This window comes from Rhizobacter terrae, assembly GCF_003852895.1.
Taxonomy (GTDB): domain Bacteria; phylum Pseudomonadota; class Gammaproteobacteria; order Burkholderiales; family Burkholderiaceae_C; genus Albitalea; species Albitalea terrae.
Genome location: NZ_QUSW01000011.1, coordinates 159,616 through 178,249 on the forward strand (window position 1 = coordinate 159,616; position 18,634 = coordinate 178,249).

20 protein-coding genes are annotated in these 18,634 nt (G+C 67.6%); 9 read left to right on the forward strand and 11 right to left on the reverse strand.

Going from position 1 to position 18,634, the window contains the following annotated elements:
- The first annotated feature begins 30 nt into the window (after window positions 1-30).
- From DZC73_RS28500 to DZC73_RS28510, 3 genes are all read left to right on the forward strand, one after another.
- A complete protein-coding gene (locus DZC73_RS28500; protein ID WP_328589563.1) occupies window positions 31-1,458 on the forward strand; it encodes a carbonic anhydrase family protein in 1,428 nt (475 codons plus the stop codon).
- Between the two features lie 62 nt (window positions 1,459-1,520).
- Window positions 1,521-2,720, forward strand: a complete 1,200-nt coding sequence (locus tag DZC73_RS28505; RefSeq protein WP_235835323.1) for a tetratricopeptide repeat protein — start codon at window positions 1,521-1,523, stop codon at window positions 2,718-2,720.
- 97 nt (window positions 2,721-2,817) lie between these two features.
- The gene (locus DZC73_RS28510; protein ID WP_124543783.1) at window positions 2,818-3,378 is read left to right on the forward strand and encodes a ComEA family DNA-binding protein; all 561 of its coding nucleotides are present in this window, start codon (window positions 2,818-2,820) and stop codon (window positions 3,376-3,378) included.
- 52 nt (window positions 3,379-3,430) lie between these two features.
- Here the strand turns inward: DZC73_RS28510 and DZC73_RS28515 are convergent, their stop codons facing one another.
- From DZC73_RS28515 to DZC73_RS28530, 4 genes are all read right to left on the reverse strand, one after another.
- A complete protein-coding gene (locus tag DZC73_RS28515; RefSeq protein WP_124543784.1) occupies window positions 3,431-4,639 on the reverse strand; it encodes a DUF1501 domain-containing protein in 1,209 nt (402 codons plus the stop codon).
- 17 nt (window positions 4,640-4,656) lie between these two features.
- The gene (locus DZC73_RS28520) at window positions 4,657-6,207 is read right to left on the reverse strand and encodes a DUF1800 domain-containing protein (RefSeq protein ID WP_124543785.1); all 1,551 of its coding nucleotides are present in this window, start codon (window positions 6,205-6,207) and stop codon (window positions 4,657-4,659) included.
- A 121-nt stretch (window positions 6,208-6,328) separates the two neighbouring features.
- A complete protein-coding gene (locus DZC73_RS28525) occupies window positions 6,329-7,735 on the reverse strand; it encodes a serine/threonine-protein kinase (protein WP_124543786.1) in 1,407 nt (468 codons plus the stop codon).
- On the reverse strand, window positions 7,728-8,600 hold the full coding sequence (locus DZC73_RS28530) for a Tll0287-like domain-containing protein (protein ID WP_124543787.1): 873 nt from the start codon (window positions 8,598-8,600) through the stop codon (window positions 7,728-7,730). Before DZC73_RS28530 ends, DZC73_RS28525 begins: the two co-directional genes overlap by 8 nt.
- A 70-nt stretch (window positions 8,601-8,670) precedes the next feature.
- On the opposite strand from DZC73_RS28530, the gene DZC73_RS28535 reads away from it, so the two are divergent.
- Window positions 8,671-9,207, forward strand: coding sequence for a cysteine hydrolase family protein (locus DZC73_RS28535; protein ID WP_124543788.1), 537 nt, complete (start codon window positions 8,671-8,673; stop codon window positions 9,205-9,207).
- Between the two features lie 6 nt (window positions 9,208-9,213).
- On the opposite strand, the gene DZC73_RS28540 is transcribed toward DZC73_RS28535, so the two are convergent.
- Window positions 9,214-9,639: a VOC family protein gene (locus DZC73_RS28540; protein WP_124543789.1), complete on the reverse strand. Its 426-nt coding sequence runs from the start codon at window positions 9,637-9,639 to the stop codon at window positions 9,214-9,216.
- A 34-nt stretch (window positions 9,640-9,673) separates the two neighbouring features.
- Window positions 9,674-10,327, reverse strand: coding sequence for a dihydrofolate reductase family protein (locus tag DZC73_RS28545; RefSeq protein WP_124543790.1), 654 nt, complete (start codon window positions 10,325-10,327; stop codon window positions 9,674-9,676).
- A gap of 185 nt (window positions 10,328-10,512) precedes the next feature.
- Here DZC73_RS28545 and DZC73_RS28550 point away from each other — a divergent pair, with 185 nt between their 5' ends.
- Entirely contained in the window at window positions 10,513-11,082 is a 570-nt protein-coding gene (locus DZC73_RS28550) for a hypothetical protein (protein WP_124543791.1), read from the forward strand.
- A gap of 13 nt (window positions 11,083-11,095) precedes the next feature.
- On the opposite strand, the gene DZC73_RS28555 is transcribed toward DZC73_RS28550, so the two are convergent.
- The 5 genes from DZC73_RS28555 to DZC73_RS28575 all read right to left on the reverse strand — a co-directional run bounded on the left by DZC73_RS28555 (window position 11,096) and on the right by DZC73_RS28575 (window position 14,856).
- Window positions 11,096-11,662: a hypothetical protein gene (locus DZC73_RS28555; RefSeq protein ID WP_124543792.1), complete on the reverse strand. Its 567-nt coding sequence runs from the start codon at window positions 11,660-11,662 to the stop codon at window positions 11,096-11,098.
- 9 nt (window positions 11,663-11,671) lie between these two features.
- Window positions 11,672-12,538: a lipase secretion chaperone gene (locus tag DZC73_RS28560; RefSeq protein WP_161974793.1), complete on the reverse strand. Its 867-nt coding sequence runs from the start codon at window positions 12,536-12,538 to the stop codon at window positions 11,672-11,674.
- Complete coding sequence (locus tag DZC73_RS28565) at window positions 12,539-13,486, reverse strand: lipase family alpha/beta hydrolase (RefSeq protein WP_124543794.1); 948 nt, start codon at window positions 13,484-13,486, stop codon at window positions 12,539-12,541.
- 316 nt (window positions 13,487-13,802) lie between these two features.
- The gene (locus tag DZC73_RS28570) at window positions 13,803-14,321 is read right to left on the reverse strand and encodes a hypothetical protein (protein WP_124543795.1); all 519 of its coding nucleotides are present in this window, start codon (window positions 14,319-14,321) and stop codon (window positions 13,803-13,805) included.
- Window positions 14,322-14,451: 130 nt separating this feature from the next.
- Window positions 14,452-14,856 (reverse strand): hypothetical protein, encoded by a 405-nt coding sequence (locus DZC73_RS28575; protein WP_235835324.1) that lies wholly within the window; start codon window positions 14,854-14,856, stop codon window positions 14,452-14,454.
- Between the two features lie 174 nt (window positions 14,857-15,030).
- Here DZC73_RS28575 and DZC73_RS28580 point away from each other — a divergent pair, with 174 nt between their 5' ends.
- From DZC73_RS28580 to DZC73_RS28595, 4 genes are all read left to right on the forward strand, one after another.
- Entirely contained in the window at window positions 15,031-15,267 is a 237-nt protein-coding gene (locus DZC73_RS28580; RefSeq protein ID WP_124543796.1) for a hypothetical protein, read from the forward strand.
- A 125-nt stretch (window positions 15,268-15,392) separates the two neighbouring features.
- On the forward strand, window positions 15,393-15,950 hold the full coding sequence (locus tag DZC73_RS28585) for a hypothetical protein (RefSeq protein ID WP_124543797.1): 558 nt from the start codon (window positions 15,393-15,395) through the stop codon (window positions 15,948-15,950).
- Window positions 15,951-16,045: 95 nt separating this feature from the next.
- Window positions 16,046-17,005, forward strand: a complete 960-nt coding sequence (gene murQ / locus DZC73_RS28590) for an N-acetylmuramic acid 6-phosphate etherase (protein ID WP_124543798.1) — start codon at window positions 16,046-16,048, stop codon at window positions 17,003-17,005.
- A 54-nt stretch (window positions 17,006-17,059) separates the two neighbouring features.
- On the forward strand, window positions 17,060-18,622 hold the full coding sequence (locus DZC73_RS28595; protein ID WP_124543799.1) for a porin family protein: 1,563 nt from the start codon (window positions 17,060-17,062) through the stop codon (window positions 18,620-18,622).
- Window positions 18,623-18,634: the final 12 nt, after the last annotated feature.

An 18,634-nucleotide genomic window follows, 5' to 3' on the forward strand; every position in this document is an offset into this window, starting at 1 on the left:
GCTTTGGCCGCGCCGGCCGATATAGCGCGCATGGCCAAGACCCCGCCCCCCGCTGCTGATGCGCCCGTGCTCGACCAGGTGGTCGAAGGCGGCGCCGAGGGCGATGCTGCGCCCAAGAAGAAATTCGCCCTGAAGCTGCCTGCGTTCATGGCGAAGCTGCCGAAGATTCCCGTGTCCAAGAAGCTGCTGATCATCATCGGCGCCAGCGTGCTGACGGTCAGCGGCGCGGGCGCCGCAGCGCTGGCCTTTTGGCCCAGTGCGCCGGCGCCTGAGCAGAAGCTGGCAGCCGGCCAGAAGAAACCCAAGAAGGCGAAGAAGGCGGCTGCGGCTGCCTCCGCCGCGTCGTCTGCGGCGTCCGGTGCCATGGCCGCCTCGGCGGCCGAGGAAGGGCACTCCGCCGTGGCGCATGCCCAGCCCGCATCGGCGGCCGCCTCGTCGCCCGAAAGCGCAGTGGCGCAGGCCCCAGTGGCCAGCGGCCCGGAACAAGCCATGGACAAGCTGCGCCGCCGCCTGACCGAAACCCTGGCCACCGGTGGCAAGCTGGAAGGCACCGGCCCCGGCGAGATGCGCCTGACCGCCCGGCAGGTCGATCCGCACATCGTTGCGGCCGCCCGCGCCCAGGCGCATGGCGAACGGCAGGCCGGCGGGCCGGCCGAGCATGCCGATGCGGCTGACCACCCGGTGGCACCCGCCGGCAGGAAAACCTTGCTGGCCAAGGCCGAAGCTGCCGACCCGCACGTCGCGCCCAAGGCCGGCAAGGCGCAGGAACACGCTGCGATGCAGCATCTGCACTGGTCCTACGACGGCCCGGGCGGACCCGAGTCCTGGGGCCAGCTCAAGCCGGAATTCGCCAAGTGTTCCACCGGCCAGCGGCAGAGCCCGATCGACATCAAGGACGGCATCCAGGTCAATCTCGAGCCGATCCGCTTCGATTACAAGCCCACCGCCTTCCGCGTGATCGACAACGGCCACACGGTGCAGGTGAACCTCGCGCCGGGCAATGCGATCGAGGTCAACGGCCGCCGTTTCGAGCTGCTGCAGTTCCACTTCCACCGCCCGTCGGAGGAGCGCATCGACGGCAAGCAGTTCGACATGGTGGCGCACCTCGTGCACAAGGATGCCGACGGCAAGCTGGCCGTGGTGGCCGTGCTGCTGGAGCGCGGCAGCGCCCATCCGCTGGTGCAAAGCGTGTGGAACAACCTGCCGCTGGAGCAAGGCGAGGAACAGGCCGCCAGCGCGCCCATGGACCTGAACACCCTGCTGCCGGCCGACCGCCAGTACTACACCTACATGGGCTCGCTCACCACGCCGCCGTGCAGCGAAGGCGTGCTGTGGATGGTGATGAAGAAACCGGTGAACATCGCACCGGAGCAGATCGGCATCTTCGCCCGCATGTACCCGATGAACGCCCGGCCCATCCAGTCGGCCGCAGGGCGCATGATCAAGGAATCTCACTGAGTGAAACCACGGACGCCATGGGGATGGCCGGCGTGGTTTGATGGAGCCTGGAAACCGGGTCCATGACCAAGTCGAAGGGGTACGCGATGCGGTCCTTGTCTGCCCTGCTGTTGAGCTTGCTGCTGTGCGCGTGTGGATCGCTGCAGCAGAAGGCGGCGCTTCCGGCGCCCGAAGTGTTCTTCCACGACCAGCTGTTCGCCGAGCCGGCCGAAAGCGTCGATGCCAGCCAGATCTTCGCCTTGAGCGATTCGATGCGCGACTACCTGCGCAACGGCATCGCCCACCAGTTGCGCACGGAAGGCCGCCAGCGCGGGCTGCTCGATGCACTGTACAAGCGCGGCCAGCTCAAGCTGGAATACGACTCCGGCATCACACGCAACGCCGCGCAGGCCTTCGATGCGCGTGCGGGCAACTGCCTGTCGCTGGTGATCATGACGGCGGCCTTCGCCAAGGAACTGGGCCTGCCGGTCGAGTTCCAGAGCGCCTTCCTGGAAGAGACCTGGAGCCGGCAGGGCGGGCTGCTGTTCCGCAGCGGGCACGTCAACGTGACGCTGGGGCACCGCGTCGCCGACATCGGTGCGGGTCGTGAAGCCTCCTCGCTGACCGTGGACTTCCTGGGCGCCGACGACATCCGCGGCCTGCGCACCCGGGTCATCAGCGAAGAGACGGTGGTGGCGATGTACGCGAACAACCGCGCGGCCGAATCGCTGGTGCGCGGCGACCTGGACACCGCCTACGCCTGGGCGCGGGAGTCGATGCGCCACCAATCCGACTTCATGAGCGCACACAACACGCTGGGCGTGGTGTACATGCGCCACGGCAACCTCGCCGAGGCGGCGGCCGTCTTCAACGGCGTGCTGCAGCGCGAACCGGAGAACACGCGGGCGATGTCCAACCTGGCACTCGTGCTCCAGCAACAGGGCAAGGGGGCCGAGTCCGCCGCGCTGCTGCAGCGCATGGCGGCGATCGACCCGAACCCGCCGTTCCACTACTTCAACCTGGGCCTCACGGCCATGGAGAAGGGCGACTACCGCAGCGCCCGCGACTTCTTCGCCAGGGAAGTGTCCCGTGCGGAGTACTACCACGAGTTCCAGTTCTGGCTGGGCCTGGCGAACTACAAGCTGGGGCAGATCGACGAGGCGCGCCGGCACCTCAGGCTGGCGATGGAAAACAGCACCACGCGCCATGACCACGACCTGTACGAGGCCAAGCTGTCATGGCTGAGGTTGCACAGCACGACAATGGTGCGGGCCATCCAGTAGCACGGCCACGTCAACCCCGCGCCGCCAGGCCCCGTTCTGGGCTCAGCCCGCGAGGAGGCTTTCCTCGACACGCTGTCCCACCTGACGGGAGACCCCCATGATCCGCAAGTTCCTCTTCGCCCTGATGGGCTTCCTGCTCAGCCTGAACCTGGCCTGGGCGGCGACCGACGCCAACACCGCCTCCAAGGAAGACCTCGACCAGGTCAAGGGCATTGGCCCCGCCATCGCCCAGAAGATCATCGACGAGCGCCAGAAGAACGGCCCGTTCAAGAGCATGGACGACCTGCAAAAGCGCGTCTCCGGCATCGGCGAGACCAGCGTCAAGAAGCTGGCGGCCAACGGCCTGACGGTGGGCGGCGGCAGCTCCGCCGGCACCAGCCCGGCGAAGGACGTCAAGCCCGGAGAATCCAAGCCCGAGGCCCCCGATGCCAAGGCCAAGGGCAGCAAGTCCAAGAAGGCCGAGAAGGCTGAAGCCGCTGCCTCGGCTGCAAAGGAAGACAAGCCCGCTGCTGCCGATGCCAAGCCGGCCAAGGCCGAGAAGGGCAAGAAGGCCAAGGCTGAGAAGGCCGAGTCCAGCGACACCGCCGCTTCGGCCGCCGTTGGCAAGAAGAGCAAGAAGGCCAAGAAGGACGCAGCTGCTTCGGCGCCCAAGGCCTGAAGGTCTGTTGAATGAAAAAACGCCCGGCATCGCCGGGCGTTTTTCTTGCGGCTCAGACGAGGCCGATGTCCCTGCCTGAAGCCCCCGGAAAGACCTTGCCCACCGCCGCGGCATCCAGCCCGTACATGCGGCCGAACAGGCCGCCCAGCACCGACCGGTACTCATTGAGCACCGGATAGTCACGGTTCTGGAACAGCGTGCCGGCCGTGACGGCCTGCTGCTCGCCCAGCACGCGTCCGCCGCGCACCTGGCCGCCCAGCACCCAATACACGCTGCCGTGCCCGTGGTCGGTGCCGCGGTTGCCGTTCTCGCGGAAGGTGCGGCCGAACTCGCTGACCACCATCACCACCGTCTTGTCCCAGGCGGGGCCCATTTCTTCCGCGAAGGCTGCCAGGCCCTGGCTCAGCTCGGTGAGCCGGTTGGCCAGCGCGCCGGTCGCGCCACCTTCGCCCACGTGCGTGTCCCAGCCGCCCACGTCCACGAAGCCCAGCTGCACGCGGTCGCGCATCAGCCGCGCGATGCGGCGTGCCTCGGCGGCGAAACCCTTGGTGTTGATGGCATTGCGGTTGGCCGCTTCCATCTCGCCGACCATCTCGTTCATCTCGCGCGTCACTTCGCTGCGCACCTCGAAGCCGTCGGCCACCGCGCCGGCCAGCTTGGTGTTGGCGTACATGCCGGCGATGAGCTTGGCCTGCCGGTCGTTCACGCCTGCCTTGCCCACGTCGCGCAGCGACTGGTTCGCCACCGCCTCGCTGCCGCGGAAGACCAACGGCACCTGGTCGGTGAACGCCAGCGACGACAGGTGCTTGTTGCCGCCCGTGGCCGCTGCCAGCCGGTTCATGAAGCCGCTGCCGAAGTCGCGCGCGCCTTGCGCGCCCTGGCCCAGCTCGATGCGGTCCTGCGTCTCGAAGTGGCTGCGCGAGGTGTCGTCGGTGCCGGCGAAGGGCACGAAGGCCACCTGGCCGCGCTGGAAGAGCGGGAAGACCGTGTCGTTCAGCGCAGGCGCCAGGCCCCATTGCGCGTCGATGGGCAGTGCGGCGTTGCTCGCCGTGCCGGGTTTGGCGATCGCGATGTTGGGACGCGACTCGTAGTAGAACGAGCTGCCGTGCGGCACCAGCAGGTTGGCCGCGTCGTAGCCGCCGCGCAGGAACACCAGCAGGAAGCGCGGGGCATCGCTCGCGGGCGCGGCCCACAGCCGCGTGGCGTTGAGCGACATGGGCGCGGCGGCGAGTGCTGCGCGCAGCAGGTCACGTCGGTTCATGGGGCAGCCTTTCATGGTCATCGGTGCATGAATTCGGGCGACGACAGCAGGAGCGCGTTCCACTCCTGCGGCGAGTTCGCCTGGTCCAGCGCCTGGCGCGTCGTGACAGCCAGGCGCGGCGCGATGCCGTCGTAGTACAGCGGGTTGGCCAGTTGCGGAAAGGCCGGCCTTTCGGTGGGCATGGCGCCTTCGGTCTTGAAGAGCCCCGCGCTGCCGCCGCCGATGGCGCGCGCAACCTCGAAGCGGGTGTTCATCTGGCCGGGGCCGGCCCAGGCCATTTCATCGAGCGGGTAGCCGTCGGGTGTCTGCCGGTTGTAGGGCGCCTCGCCCAGGCGGTTGAGCCAGTTGAGCATGGGGCCGGTGTTGAGGATGGGCTTGTCGTCATACGCGAGCCTCACCGCCGACACCACGTAGTGCACCGGATCCTTGAACTTGCCGCCGAGCGACTGGCGGAATTCGGGCGAGTCAATCATCGTGCGCATCACCTCGGCGATGCGGCCGTCGGTCTCCAGGAAGCGGCGCGACATGCGGTCCACGAGGGCGGCCGGCGGCGTGTCGGACACGAAGTACTGCGCCAGCTTGCGGCTCACGAAGCGCGCGGTGGACGGGTGCCTTGCCAGCGTGTCCAGCACCTGCTCGATCTCGGCGATGCCGCGGCCGTGGATGGTCGCGCCCAGCACCTGCTTGTCGCCGAAGTCGTGGCGGTTCGGGTTGAACTCCACCAGCCCGCGTCGCACGTAGAAGGCCTGCTTGTCGGGCTTCATCTTCGGCGTGTCGTCGTTGAAGTTGATGCCCAGCCCGGTGAGCACGCGCGCCAGCTCCTGCACGTCGCGCTGCGTGTAGCCGCCGTCCACGCCCAGCGTGTGCAGCTCCAGCAGCTCGCGGGCGTAGTTCTCGTTGATGCGTGCGGCGGCGTTCTGCTCGTTGTCGAGGTAGCGGACCATCGCCGGGTGGAACACCGAGGCCTGCAGCAGGTCGCGGAAGCGGCCCAGTGAATGCGTGCGCAGCTTCTCTTCATAGTCGCCCACCAGCACGCGGATGTTGCTCTTGTACTGGTGCACGTTGAAGTGGTTGAACCAGAACCAGGTCATCTGCTCCTGCAACTGGTTCGGCGAATACAGCGCCCGCAGCAGCATGCGCGACGAGGCTTCGCGCGTGAGCCGGTTCAGCTCCTGCTGGTACTGCTGCTGCGCCGTCTTCTTCTGGTCGTCGTCGGCAATGGCATCCGCGCTCTTGCGCTGCGCATCCAGGTTGCGCACGAGATCGGGCAGCGGCGTCTGGCTGATGGTCATCGCGCCGACTTGCGCCTGGATGGCCGGCGGCAAGGCCGCACCGTGGGAGGGGTGAAGCTGGCGCTCGACCCAGGCCTGCTGGCCCATGCGCGTCATCTCTGCGGCGCTGGTGGGCGTCGCGCCGAAGCTCAGCCGGTCGAGCAGCGCGACGTCATCGGACGAAGCCCGCTGTGCGGGCGCCGCACGCGGCGCGTCCTGCACGTGGGGCGCATTGGTCTGGCAAGCGGCCAGCAGGCTGAGGGCGGCAAAGCCCAGGGCCCAGCGTCGGGTGCTCATCGGAAAGCGAGGCGAGTGGCGATGTCCGGCCAACGATGGCGACGCGGCCGTCGTTGACGGTGGAGTCGCTTAACAGAGTGACGCGATGTCTCTTGCGATCTCTTTCCAGGTCAGGTCGTGCTCAGCCCATCACCGCCATGAGCTGCTTCATCAGCTTGCAGCTGTCCACGCTGTCGGCCATCTCTTCGGCCAGCAGCGTGTAGAACTGCGGCACGCTGCGCGCCTTGCCGGCCGCACCCTTGACCACGATGCGCGCGATCGGTCCGATGTGGCTGGTGAGCACCTTCAGCGCGTGGCCGATGACCGCACTGGGCAAGGGGCCACCCGGGTCGGTGAGCGGCGTGGGTGTCGGTGGCGTCGTCACTGCGCCGGCGGCCATGCGCGACGAGGCCGACACGCGTCGCACGAAGTCCGCGCGCTCGGCGGGGTCGGCGATGTGTTCGGCGACGCGCCGCGTCAGCGTGGGCAGGTCGCTGCTGGTCTGCGCGGCCTGGCGCACCAGCAGCTTGGCCATCGGGCCCAGCAGGCTGGCCAGCGCCAGTTCGATGGGCGCGAGCGCACTCACATCCCAACCGCCGATCGTTCCCGCTTGCCGCAGCAAGCCGCCGCTGGGCGAGGTGGGCAGGGTGCGGGCGTCGGCCAGCGGCAGGGTCTGCGTCAGCGGCGCGGACTCGGTGGATGTGCCCTGTCCGGCCTCCAGCAAGGCACGGCGGAAATCCGCCGCATCGGCGAACCGGTCCTGCGGCTTCTTGGCCAGGGCCCTGGCCACGACTGCATCGAAGGCCGCGCTGCGCTTGCCGCCCGTGGCCTGGCTGGGCGCCAGCGGGTCTTCGTTCACGGTCTTGTACATCGACGCTTCCGGCGTGCCGCTGAACGGCGAGTTGCCAGTGAGCATGCGGTACAGCAGCACGCCCGCGGCGAAGATGTCGATGCGGTGGTCCAGCGCGTGGCCGGTGTACTGCTCCGGTGCGATGTAGCCGGGCGTGCCCACGACCGAGGTGAGACGCGTGAGGGCCTGCGCCTCGATGCGCGCGATGCCGAAGTCGGTGAGCTTGAGCTGGCCCGCGTCGGTGATGATGATGTTGGCCGGCTTCACGTCGCGGTGCCATACGCCGGCGCGGTGCGCGCAGTCCAGCGCGTCCAGCAACTGCGACATCACCCGCACGATGGTCGCTTCCTGCGGCAAGGCGGTGGACGCCAGCAGCTGCGACAAGGTGCGCCCCTGCACGAACTCCATTGCGATGAAGGCCACGTCACCGTCTTCGCCGTACTCGTAGATCTGCACGATGCCCGGGTGCGACAGCCGTCCCACCGCCTGTGCCTCGTTGCGGAAGCGTCCGGCGTAGGACGACGCACTGTCGTCGTCGCCGACGACGAGCTGCCGGTGGATGGTCTTGATGGCCACCGCGCGGCCGATGACGGGATCCACGCCCTGGTAGACCACGCCCATGGCACCTTCGCCGAGCACGCCGGTGATCGGGTACTTGCCGAGCTGGGATGGATGCTGCTTCATGGCGGACTCAGGCATCCAGCAGCTTCATCGCATGCACCAGGCTCTTGCGCATGCGGGTGAATGAGCCGGCCAGCACGCCGATCTCATCCCTGGAGCGGAACGTGAACGCAGGCGCGTCCAGCTCGCCCAGGCTCACGCGGTCCGACAGCGCGGAGAGCTCACGCACCGGCTGGATCACCAGCTTCCACAAGAGCAGGTTCAGCGCCGCGCCGATCAGCACGAACACGATGCTCAGCAGGCCGATCACCGTGGCCAGCGCGCGGTCGGCGCGCTGCAGCGGCACGGACATCGGCACCGACACCACCTGCGCGCCGATGGGTTCGTTCATCACCCAGCCGAAGCCGTTGTTGGGGCCGTACTTGGCGATGAGCGAATGCGGTGCAGCATCCACCGTGCTGTGGCAGCTCAGGCAGGCTCCGTTGGTGATGACGATGGGCCGTGCGATGTACAGCATGCGGCCCGCAGGCGTGTCACGCTGGCCGACGAACTCCGTGCGCTCGGCCTGCTTGCGGAACTGCTGGATCACGTCGGCTTCCCAGTCCACCGCGCGGTCGCGCGGGTTGGTGGGGTTGAGCATCGCGGGCTTGTAGCCGTAATCGGGATACTTGCCGCGCAGCGCGTGCAGGATCTCCATCGACGAGTACGAGGGCACCGACTGCGGCAGGAATTCCTGCTCCATGCGGTCCTTCAGCAGCGGTGCGATCTGCGTGGCGGTGTAGGTGCTGACCACGCTGGCCTTTTCCATCAGCAGCCGGGCACGGTCCAGCACTTCATCTTGCGCGTCGCGCTGCAGCAGGTTGCGTGCGATCAGCGCCGACACCGTCAGCCCGCTCAGGAACACGGCGAGGAACACGAGGTTGAACTTGAGCAGGAGCTTCATGGGGCACACGGTCGGACGGCTTGTCCGGGGATATACGGAGTTGCCCTGACGGCGGATGCACAATCCGCCGATGACTTCCGCACTGCTCATCATCGACGTCCAGCACGGCATGTGCGCGGGCGAGTACGTGGCCCACGACGCCGAGCGCGTCATCGAGCGCATCAACACCGTGTCGGCCAAGGCCCGCGCGGCCGGCGTGCCGGTGGTGTTCATCCAGCACGACGAGGACGACGGCCCCTTGCGGCTCGATTCCCCCGGCTGGCAACTGGCGACGGGCCTGAACGTGCAGGCGGCCGACCTGCGCGTGCGCAAACGCACCAGCAGCTCCTTCCACGACACCAACCTGCATGCGCTGCTGCGCGAGCGCGGCGTGAAGCGCGTGGTGGCCTGCGGCCTGCAAAGCGAGTACTGCGTGGACTCCACCGTGCGCAGTGCCGTGCAGCACGGCTACGACGTGACGCTGGTGTCCGATGCGCACTCCACCTTCGACAACGCCGTGCTCAGCGCCGCGCAGATCTCCGCGCACGAGAACGCCACGCTCAACGGCTTCGGCTGCGGGGACAAGCGGGTGAACCTGTCCGCCGCGGCCGACGTGGCCTTCGACTGAGCGCCTTCAGTTCACCGGAATCGGCGCGCCGTTGACGATCCACGGCGTGCCGAACTTGTCCACCAGCATGCCCCACTTCTTTGCCCAGAACGCAGGCTGCATGGGCATGGTCACCTGGCCGCCATCGGCCAACGTGTTGAAGACCTTCTCGGCTTCCTCGACCGTCTCGTAGTCCACCGCGATGGACACGCCCTTGATGCCCTCGTAGGGCACGTGTGCCGGCGCATCGCCGGCGAACAGTGTGCCGCCGCCCTTGAGCACCAGTCGCGCATGAAGGATGCGGTGGGCGAACTCCTTGGGCATCTGGTCGGCCATGGGTGATTCGGCGCCGCTCATCAGCACTTCGAGCTTGCCGCCCAGTGCGCGCTCGTAGAAGCGCATGGCATCGGCGCAGTTGCCGTCGAAGGCGAGGTAGGCGATGGCTTGGGTCATGTCGGTTCCTTTCGATGGTGTGAGGTGAGGATCGTCAGGCCTTGGCCTTCTTCGCGAGCACCACGTGCATGGCATGCGCCGTGGCGGCCTGTTCGGTGCACTCGAAGCCCAGGGCCGGCAGGTCGATGCCTGCCAGCAGCGGCTCGCCCTGGCCGAGGAGGGCAGGTGCAATGGCCAGGTGCATCTCATCCACCAGCCCGGCGCGCAGGTACTGGCGGATCGTGTCCGGCCCGCCACCCACGCGCACGTCCAGCCCCTTGGCCGCGGTCTTCGCGCGTTCCAGCGCGGCGTGGATGCCATCGGTGACGAAGTGGAAGACCGTGCCGCCTTCCATCTCGATGGAAGCGCGCGGGTGGTGCGTCAGCACGAACACCGGCACGTGGTAGGGCGGGTTGGTGCCCCACCAGCCTTTCCATTGATCGTCCGGCCAGGGCCCACGCACGGGGCCGAACATGTTCCGGCCGAGTATCCATGCGCCCACGTTCTCGAAGCTGCGGCGGGCGAAGTCTTCGTCGACATCGGTCGATCCGCCTTCTTCGCCGAACATCGCCCTGAAGGTCTTGGTGTGGAACGCCCACTGATGCAATTGAGGGCCGCCCACCCCCAGCGGGTTCTCGAGGCTCTGGTTCGGGCCGGCGCCGAAGCCGTCGACGGACAGGCTGAAGGCGTTGACTCTGAGTTTGGACATGGAAGGTCTCCGTAGGGCAAAAAAGGCGGATGTCGCCGGGCTGTTCGACGCCGTGAGGCATCAACCATACGACGAACGGGCCGGCGTGAAATCGACACGGCCTTGCGCGCGTGGCGCGCCCCGATGGGTTTGCGGCGAGGCGCTGGGCTGGATAGGATGCCAGGCGTCCATTGCACACACTCCTCATGCGCCGACTGCTTGCCCTCATTGCCCTGGTGCCCATGCTGGCCTGGGCTGGCCCCTACGAAAACGCCATCGAGGTCCAGTTCCCCGACAAGATCGCAGACTTCACCTATGGCGAGCGCCACGAATTCCCGCAGCGCGGCCTGGGCGTCAACCTGCGCTACAGCATGGACGGACCGGTGGTCGGCTCCATCTACATCTACAACGGTGGCCTGGGCAACATCCCCTCTGGCGTGGACGCGGCGGTGGTGCGTCGCCATTTCGCCCAGGTGATCAGCGAGGTCAAGCAGATGGAAGCCCTGGGCAAGGTGCGCGCGGTCAAGTTCAACCGCGGCAGCGAGGCGGTGACGGCCTATGCCGGCTGCGGCCCGCAGTTCATCTGGCAAGGTTACGAGATGGAGCTCGACGAGGCGAACGCGATGTCGTCGTTCACCTACCTCACCGCCTACAGGAACAACTTCATCAAGCTGCGCATCAGCTATCCCCGCGGGCTGGACAAGGGCGACCAGCAGGTGGAGCGCTTCGTTCGCGGGCTGCGCCAGGTGCTGGGCGGCTGCGAACGCACTGTTTGACAGTACGGCCGAATCAGAGCTTGCCAGCCAAGGCCTCGATGAAGGCCGACTCGGTGGCTTCAGGCCCTTCGCCGAAGTTGCGATGGACACCGTCTGCCCACTCGCACAGCACGGTCCTTGCCGAGCCGTCCATGTTGACGCCGTGTTCAAGCGTGAAGTAGCGGAATGCGACGCTGGCCGGTGCTTCGCTGGCGCTTTCCGGCACGCTGGTGAGTAGCAGGCCCACGAGGTGGGCTTCAGCCACGGCCTCGGGCGCGGGCATCCTGACGATGATGGCCGGGTGCTCGCCGATCCGGCAGGTCGTCACTGCCAGAGTCTTCGGATCCAGTTCGGCGATGGGTTTGCCTACGCGCTTCTCGGTGAGTTCCCAAAGCCAGGCGATGAAGCGTTCCTGCTCCGGAGAAGCCACGATGGCAAAGAGCTGCAACGGGTCCGATGCACAGACGTCGCGCAGCACGACGTGCGCGAACGCGTAGTGGTGATCACGAGGCTCGGAGCGGGGCCCCGTCGGTTTCTTGCGCTTCCAAAACATGGCTGTCGGCGGCCCGCGGCGTGTGGCATCAAGGCCGCCACGGTACAAGATTCCAGGTCACAGCTGAAGCAAGGCTTTCACTCTCACCATCTCGCTTGCATTGAACCGCTGCCCCACATATCGCAGCAAGGCTTCATCACGCTGCTGCGGCGACAGTTCCACCCGAGCCGACAAGCTGGCCTGCTCCCGCCGCGCATCCGCCAGCCGCCGCTCCCAATCCGCCCACGCAGCTTCCTCTTGCGACAGCCGCTGCGCTGCCTGCGGTGAGAGCGTGGACTTGTCGATGGACTGGAAGCCCGCCGCGCCGGGCGCCGCGGCGATGGTGGTCTGCAGCATGGCCTCTTCATCCGCGAAGAATGCCTTGGCCGCCACCTCACCCAGCAGGCGCCTGCGCACCTGCTGCCGCTCGGCCAGTGCGTTGGCCCAGGTGCCGCGGTCGCGCATGTCAGGCTGCACGGTGAAGCGGTATTGCTGCAACTCCACGTAGCGCTGCCACAGGCCTTGCACCTGCGCAGCAGCGGACGAGCCGGCGAGCTGATTCACATCGTGCCCGATGTACGCGGCGATCTCATCCACCGTGGCTTCGCCCGCTAGGCTCAAGAGTTGATCGAAGCGGCGCCGCAAGGCCAGGGTGGGCTTCAGCCGGCCTTCGCTGTCGACATCCCACGCACCGTCCAGCGTGATGCCGCGCAGCGAGCTCTCGTTCTCCAGCCAGCGCTCGAACACCTCGGGACCACGCGGTGCCGAGGCAGCCGTGCTCAGTGCAGCGAGCCCAGCAGCAGGCGCCGCCGCATGCTTCGGCGTTTCGCCCGCCAGGGCCTGAGGCCTCTCAAGATCCGCATCGTTCAGCCCGCTCCACAGCCATGCGGCGACCGCCAGCGCGCCGCCGACCACGGCGGTCACCCATCGTGTCGGCGCGCCCATTCACAGTCCCAGCGTCTTCAGGCGGTTGGCCTGTGCGCGCAGCACCGCCACCGGGTCGGAGGTGAACAGCCCGCGCAGCCCCAGCGCCTGGTTGACCTCGTCCAGGTGGTTCCACGAATAGTTGTCGCGCAGCACCGTGCCCCAGTGCGACGAGCAGCGGCCCACCAGGCCGTCGTTCTGCTCCCCGCTGAAATACAGCGAGGTGATGCCCAGCAGCACGTCGGACGGGTCGAGGAAGTTGGTGAGCACCGAAGTGCCGCCCAGCGAGTAGTAGCGGATGCCGTTGGACGCGACGGCAGGACCTTGCCCGCACGACGACGTCGGCTTTCCGGCCGGGAAGCGGCTGTTGAAGCTCGCCGCGCCCGCGCTGTTGAGCGACAGCAACGCAGCCAGCGAATCCTGCGGCAGGCGCGGCTGGCCCGACAGGAAGCTCTCGAACGTGGCCAGCGCGTTGGCGATGGACGCGACCACGCCGGTCAGCCCCAGGTTGTTCAAGTCGCGCTGCAGCTTGTCGGCCACCGGGCTGCCCTGGTGCGGCGAGCCCACCGTCGTGACGGAGGCCACCAGGTCGGGTGCCACGGCCGCGACGTAGCGCACCGTCTGCCCGCCATGGCTGTGGCCGATGAGGTTGAACTTCGCGTGCCCGTAGGCTGCCTTCAGCCGACGCAGCTCCGACAGCAACTGCTCGCCGCGAACCTCGCTGGCATTGGCGGCCGACTCCTGCGTGATGTACACCGTGGCGCCGCCGCTGCGCAGCGCGGACGGGATGCCGTACCAGTACTCGACCGGCCCGAGGTTGTCGAAGCCGAACAGGCCATGCACCAGCACGATCGGGTAGCGCGTCTGCGTGTAGGTGTCGGCACGTGCCGGGCCGGCTGTGAAGAGCGCGGCGCACAGCGCAAGGAGGGCGCACAGGAAGCGGCCACCACGGAAAAACAAACCGTTCATCGTTTCTGTCCCTATTCATCAACCAAAGAACACGGCTGGTTCGGCCCCAAGGCCGAAGCCGCCGCACGGGTACAGGTGTGCACGGGGTCCAGTCGCTGTCCACGGCGTCGGAGGCGCACATTGCGTCGATGCACTGCATGAGGGTGGGCAGCACCACGCAAGGGCATGGTTGTAGGCCGCGAGGGTGCGCGCCGCACTGACTTGGCGAGTCAAAGCGACGGCTGCGCGAGCCACGAGCGGGGAGGGGAAACGAGCTTGGGACAAGCCCGGGGAAGGAGCGCAGCTTGCTCCGAGGCGGGGCTTGTCCGCGCGGGTGTCAGGGGCAGTTGTCGGCCTGGCGCGTGACCGCGGCGAGCGTCTCGCTGCTGAACCAGAAGAAGTAGCGCGTGCCGGTGATGGACACTTCCTTCAGCGACATCGGCGACGTGCTGGTGTTGGCCGACGCAGTGCCGCTCGTGTTCACATGCAGCGGTTGCGGCAGCGCGTTGGCGTTCTTCGAGGTCCGCCCCGGCGTGCTGCTGGGAGGCGCCGCCGGGGGCGTGGTGTCGTAGATCACCGGCACCATCCAGCCCGCATGCCGGCCGCCGGTGCCGAAGAGCGCGCAACGCGACTTCTCCGGTGTGCCGATGTACAGCTTGCGCGGCGTCGCCTGCGCCGGCATGGTGAGGTCAAAGTAATTGTCGACCGTGCTGGCGTATCGGGCCGGGGCCGACGACTGCGCGATCACCGGCTTGGATGTCGAGAGGTCGGAGCGCGTGGCGCATCCGGCCATCAGGCTGCCGGCCAGGGCAGCACACACCCATCCAAGCGGACGGCCTTGGATCAGTCTCCTCATGGCAACTCCTCGGACGCTGCGGGGCAACGCCGAGACGTTTTCTCACAACTTGCACCGCGCGCCAAGCGTGGCACGAGATGCCTGAGATGCCGTGCTGGTATCTCGGAGATTGCCGCGTTGGAAACGCCGATCAGCCGGCGACGAAGAAGCGCGCGGCGCTGGCGGCGAATGCGAAGGTGTAGCCGTAGGCGAAGCGGTCCATGCGCACCAGCGGCTGGTCGCGGCGCCGGCGCCATGCGCCCATGGCCATCATCACCAGGCCAGAGATGAGCGGTGTGACCACGAGGTTCAGCCAGCGCAGCTTGCCCGGCGCGAGGAGCAGCTCGGGCCTGAAAAACAGGCTCAGGCCTCCCACGATGGTGCCGAACAACAGGTAGCCCAACGTGGCCAGCACCGGGTTCGCAGGAGGACGCTCCCCGTCCGGATCGCGCAGCCCGCGCCAGGAATGAACGCCTACTTCGGCCAGCACCTGCAGCACGACTTGCAGCAGCACGTCGCCGAAGAGCTCCAGCACGATCTCGATCAGTGCTTCCACGCCGCCTTCCTCCGCCAGTCGCTTGTTGTTCCGCGCAGCCTACATGGTTTCGGCGAAGCCACCATCTCGTTTCCGAAGGTAAAGGTGCCCGCATTGTTCCTCGGGAATGCACTAGGGATATGCAGGCTGTGTCACGATGGCTACGCTGTATTCGAGCAGTCAAGGGAGTTGAGCATGAACACGAAGCTCGAGCATGACGACGACGGCGGCATGTCCCCGGCGAAGTCTCGTGGCCTCTTCGTCGCTGCCCTGGCCCTGGCACTGTTGGGGCTGACCCTGCTGGACGTCGCACCGGTCGAGTCCGCCGTGGCGGTCGCCATGAAGCGTCACACCGGCGATCGCTCGCTGGACTGCATCGTCGCATCGGCCATCTTCGCGGGCGTCGCCGCGACCCCTGACACCCTGCGCTGATCCTGCCCCCTCTCGAACCGCGCTGCGGGGCTTGTCCTACGCTGCGCGGCGATGGCGTCCGATGGGCTCGTGCCCCTTGCTGCGCTGCAATGTCCTGTGTCTTTCCACCCGACAAGGAGCATTGCATGAACAAGGACAAACCTCAGGCCAAGGGCGACCCCAAGGTCGTCGAACGCAACGCCGATCGTGATGCGAACCGCGACCCGCTGAGCGGCGCGCCCGGCGCACATCCGGTGGGCACCGGCATCGGCGCGGCGGCCGGCGGTATCGCTGCGGGCGCAGCGGTGGGCTCGGTGGCCGGACCGGTCGGCACGCTGGTGGGTGCGGCCGTGGGTGCCGTGGCCGGCGGCCTGGCGGGCAAGGGCGTCGCCGAGCTGGTGGACCCGACTGCCGAGGACGCCTTCTGGCGCGAGACCTACAGCAGCCGTCCGTACTACGCCAACGCCTGGACCTATGAAGACTACGGCCCGGCCTACGGCTATGCGCTGCAGAGCTTCGACCTGTTCGGCAATCAGCGCTTCGACGTCGTCGAGCCGGAACTGGGCAAGGGCTGGGACAAGGCGCGCGGCCAGTCGCGCCTGAGCTGGGAACACGCCAGGGAAGCCACGCGCGACGCCTGGGACCGCCTGAGCGACAAGGTGGAACGGGCAGTGCCGGGCGACTCCGACCACGACGGCCGGTGATCCGTCACGCGGCGGGCGATGCAGCACGAGGGATTCGCCCGCCGCCGCTTGCACACACCGGCGCGGCTCGCGATGATGGGGCCGTGAAGCACGCGATGAGTCCCAGCGCCACTTCCGCCCCCAACCGGTCGTCCGCGCCCGCTGCGGCCGAGCCTGCGGCGTCGCCGCTGCGCACCGAGACGCCCAGCGAATGCCACCCCGACCTCGACCAGTACGCCGTGCCCGACCTGGTCGACGCCTTCGTCGATGACCAGTTCCATGCGCTGAACGCGGTCAAGGCCGCGCGACACCGCATCGCCGCCGCGGTGCAGGCGGCGGTGCCGCGCATCGCCGCGGGTGGCCGGCTGGTGTACGTCGGCGCCGGGACCTCGGGCCGTCTGGGCGTGCTCGACAGCGTGGAGCTGTACCCCACCTTCTCGTGGCCGAAGGACCGCGCCATCGGCCTGCTCGCGGGCGGCCACCAGGCGATGTTCGAGGCGGTCGAAGGCGCGGAGGACAGCCTGGAGCAGGGGCGCGTCGACCTGGAAGCCGCCAAGGTGGATGCGCGCGACGTGGTCATCCTGCTGGCGGCCTCGGGCGCCACGCCCTACGTGCTGGGCGCGCTGGAAGCGGCACGCGCCGCGGGCGCGCTCACCATCGGCATCGCCAACAACCCGGCGGCGCCGGTCACGCTGGGCGCCGAAGTGGCCATCACGCTCAACACCGGCAGCGAGGTCATCTCCGGCAGCACGCGGCTGAAGGCGGGCACGGCGCAGAAGATCGCGCTCAACACCTTGTCCAGCGCCATCATGGTCCGGCTGAACAAGGTGTATCGCAACCTCATGGTGGACTTGCAGCCCACCAACGCCAAGCTGCTGCGGCGCGCGGTGAGCTTGACCATGCGCGCGACCGGCGCCGGCGAGGACGCGGCCCGCGAAGCGTTGGCCGCCTGCAACTACCAGGTGAAGGTGGCGATCGTCTCGATCCTCAAGCAGGTCGACGTGGTGGCGGCGCAGGCGCGGCTGGATGCAGCGCACGGCAGCGTGAGAGCCGCGCTGGAAGGACTCAATCCCTAGGAATGCCATGTGGTGGCGGGCAGGCCCGCCGATCTGCGCGGGCAGAATCGCCGGATGCACATCCCCGGCCGGCACAAGAAGGATCACCGAACAACCAACGGCAGGCGGCTCGGACCGCTCCAGGCACCGCTTCTGGTGGCCGCGATGGTGCTGGGCAAGCCCGCCTTTGCCGAGGGCGCCAGCGGCGTGGTGATGCTGGACTACCAGGCCATCAAGGTCGAGGGGTATCCGTCCATCGACCTCGTGGGCTTTCACGTCCTCAACAAGTTCAACGACTGGCTGTCGGTGGGCGTCGGTGGCCATGCGCCATTGTTCAAGGGCGACTATGGCGGCTTCATGGCCTTCGATGCCACGGTGCATGCCGAGCGCAGGCTGTTCGGGAACCTGTCGGCTGCGGCGGGTCTCTCGCTGGGCGGCGGTGGTGGTGGCAAGAACGTCGAGCAGAGCAAGATCATTTCCGGCTCCGGCGGTTTCACCAAGGGCTACGTCGGGCTGGGCTACCGGTTCAGCGACCTGTCGGTGGGGCTGACCTACTCGCGCATCCGCTTCACCGGCTCGGTGATCGACGGGTCCCAGTTCGGCCTCTATGTCCAGGCGCCGTTCTCGTACGCCGTGGGGCCGTATGAGGATGCGGGCCGCAGTGTCTCGGCGTCGCCGGCATCGGGCGCGGCCGCGTCGGATCCTTCGGTCAACAACACGGTGTCCTTCGGGCTGGACAACATCATCCAGATCCATCCGAAGGGAACGAGCAAGCAGGTCGTGAACCTGGTCGACGCGCAGTACAACCATTTCGTGACGCCGCATACCTACCTGCTGTTCGGCGGCAGCGTGGGCTACCACGGCCTGGCGGGCTACAACCAGGTCTTTGGAGGTGTCGGCTACCGGCAGGTCCACACCAGCCGGCTGAGCAGCAATGTCCAGCTGGCCGTCGGCTCCGGCGGCTACGCGCCAGAAAAAATCGACACCGGGCCTGGCTTGCTGATCTATCCGAAGCTGTCGACCGAATACCGGTTCAGCGACACCTTCGGCCTGGCGCTGTCAGCCGGTTATCTCTACGCGCCGCGCGGGTCGTCCCGCAACGTCACCTTGGGTGCTTCGCTGGTGTATCACGGCACACCGAATGGAGGCTCGCCTGGCGACAGTCCCGCCAGAGAGATGTCCTACCGGGGGCATCGCTTCCACACCTTCCTGCAGACCGGCTTCAACACGCAGGTCGGCGACAGGGACCAGGGCAAGCTCAAGCTCCTGTCCGTGCAGATCGACAACCTGCTTCGCGACAACCTCTACATCCCCATCCAGGGCAGCATTGCCTATGGGCCCTACCTCGGCTACCCCGGCTATGGCGAGGTGCTGACTGGCCTCGGGGTGCAGAGCCGGTATTCACCCGGCGACACCTTCCAGACCTTTGCGCAGGTGCTGGTCGGCACCAACATCCACGGCCTCATCGCCCGGCCGTCGGTGGGTGTGAACCTGGGCCTGAGCGATCGCTTCGCGCTCTACGGGCAGGTGGGTGGCGCGGTGTCGCTCGACAGCCTGGGCGTGTACCCGAAGAAGTACAAGTTCAGGTCGACGTCCATCGGCGTGGGTGTGAGCTATCGCTTCTCGCTGCCGCAGTGACGGGCCCGCGCG

What these genes read in the sequence shown, in the direction of transcription:
- DZC73_RS28500 (WP_328589563.1), top strand. Translation starts at nt 31, where the DNA reads ATGGCCAAGACCCCGCCCCCCGCTGCTGATGCGCCCGTGCTCGACCAG.
- DZC73_RS28505 (WP_235835323.1), top strand. Translation starts at nt 1,521, where the DNA reads ATGACCAAGTCGAAGGGGTACGCGATGCGGTCCTTGTCTGCCCTGCTG.
- DZC73_RS28510 (WP_124543783.1), top strand. Translation starts at nt 2,818, where the DNA reads ATGATCCGCAAGTTCCTCTTCGCCCTGATGGGCTTCCTGCTCAGCCTG.
- DZC73_RS28515 (WP_124543784.1), bottom strand. Translation starts at nt 4,639, where the DNA reads ATGAACCGACGTGACCTGCTGCGCGCAGCACTCGCCGCCGCGCCCATG.
- DZC73_RS28520 (WP_124543785.1), bottom strand. Translation starts at nt 6,207, where the DNA reads ATGAGCACCCGACGCTGGGCCCTGGGCTTTGCCGCCCTCAGCCTGCTG.
- DZC73_RS28525 (WP_124543786.1), bottom strand. Translation starts at nt 7,735, where the DNA reads ATGCCTGAGTCCGCCATGAAGCAGCATCCATCCCAGCTCGGCAAGTAC.
- DZC73_RS28530 (WP_124543787.1), bottom strand. Translation starts at nt 8,600, where the DNA reads ATGAAGCTCCTGCTCAAGTTCAACCTCGTGTTCCTCGCCGTGTTCCTG.
- DZC73_RS28535 (WP_124543788.1), top strand. Translation starts at nt 8,671, where the DNA reads ATGACTTCCGCACTGCTCATCATCGACGTCCAGCACGGCATGTGCGCG.
- DZC73_RS28540 (WP_124543789.1), bottom strand. Translation starts at nt 9,639, where the DNA reads ATGACCCAAGCCATCGCCTACCTCGCCTTCGACGGCAACTGCGCCGAT.
- DZC73_RS28545 (WP_124543790.1), bottom strand. Translation starts at nt 10,327, where the DNA reads ATGTCCAAACTCAGAGTCAACGCCTTCAGCCTGTCCGTCGACGGCTTC.
- DZC73_RS28550 (WP_124543791.1), top strand. Translation starts at nt 10,513, where the DNA reads ATGCGCCGACTGCTTGCCCTCATTGCCCTGGTGCCCATGCTGGCCTGG.
- DZC73_RS28560 (WP_161974793.1), bottom strand. Translation starts at nt 12,538, where the DNA reads ATGGGCGCGCCGACACGATGGGTGACCGCCGTGGTCGGCGGCGCGCTG.
- DZC73_RS28565 (WP_124543794.1), bottom strand. Translation starts at nt 13,486, where the DNA reads ATGAACGGTTTGTTTTTCCGTGGTGGCCGCTTCCTGTGCGCCCTCCTT.
- DZC73_RS28570 (WP_124543795.1), bottom strand. Translation starts at nt 14,321, where the DNA reads ATGAGGAGACTGATCCAAGGCCGTCCGCTTGGATGGGTGTGTGCTGCC.
- DZC73_RS28580 (WP_124543796.1), top strand. Translation starts at nt 15,031, where the DNA reads ATGAACACGAAGCTCGAGCATGACGACGACGGCGGCATGTCCCCGGCG.
- DZC73_RS28585 (WP_124543797.1), top strand. Translation starts at nt 15,393, where the DNA reads ATGAACAAGGACAAACCTCAGGCCAAGGGCGACCCCAAGGTCGTCGAA.
- murQ (WP_124543798.1), top strand. Translation starts at nt 16,046, where the DNA reads ATGAGTCCCAGCGCCACTTCCGCCCCCAACCGGTCGTCCGCGCCCGCT.
- DZC73_RS28595 (WP_124543799.1), top strand. Translation starts at nt 17,060, where the DNA reads ATGCACATCCCCGGCCGGCACAAGAAGGATCACCGAACAACCAACGGC.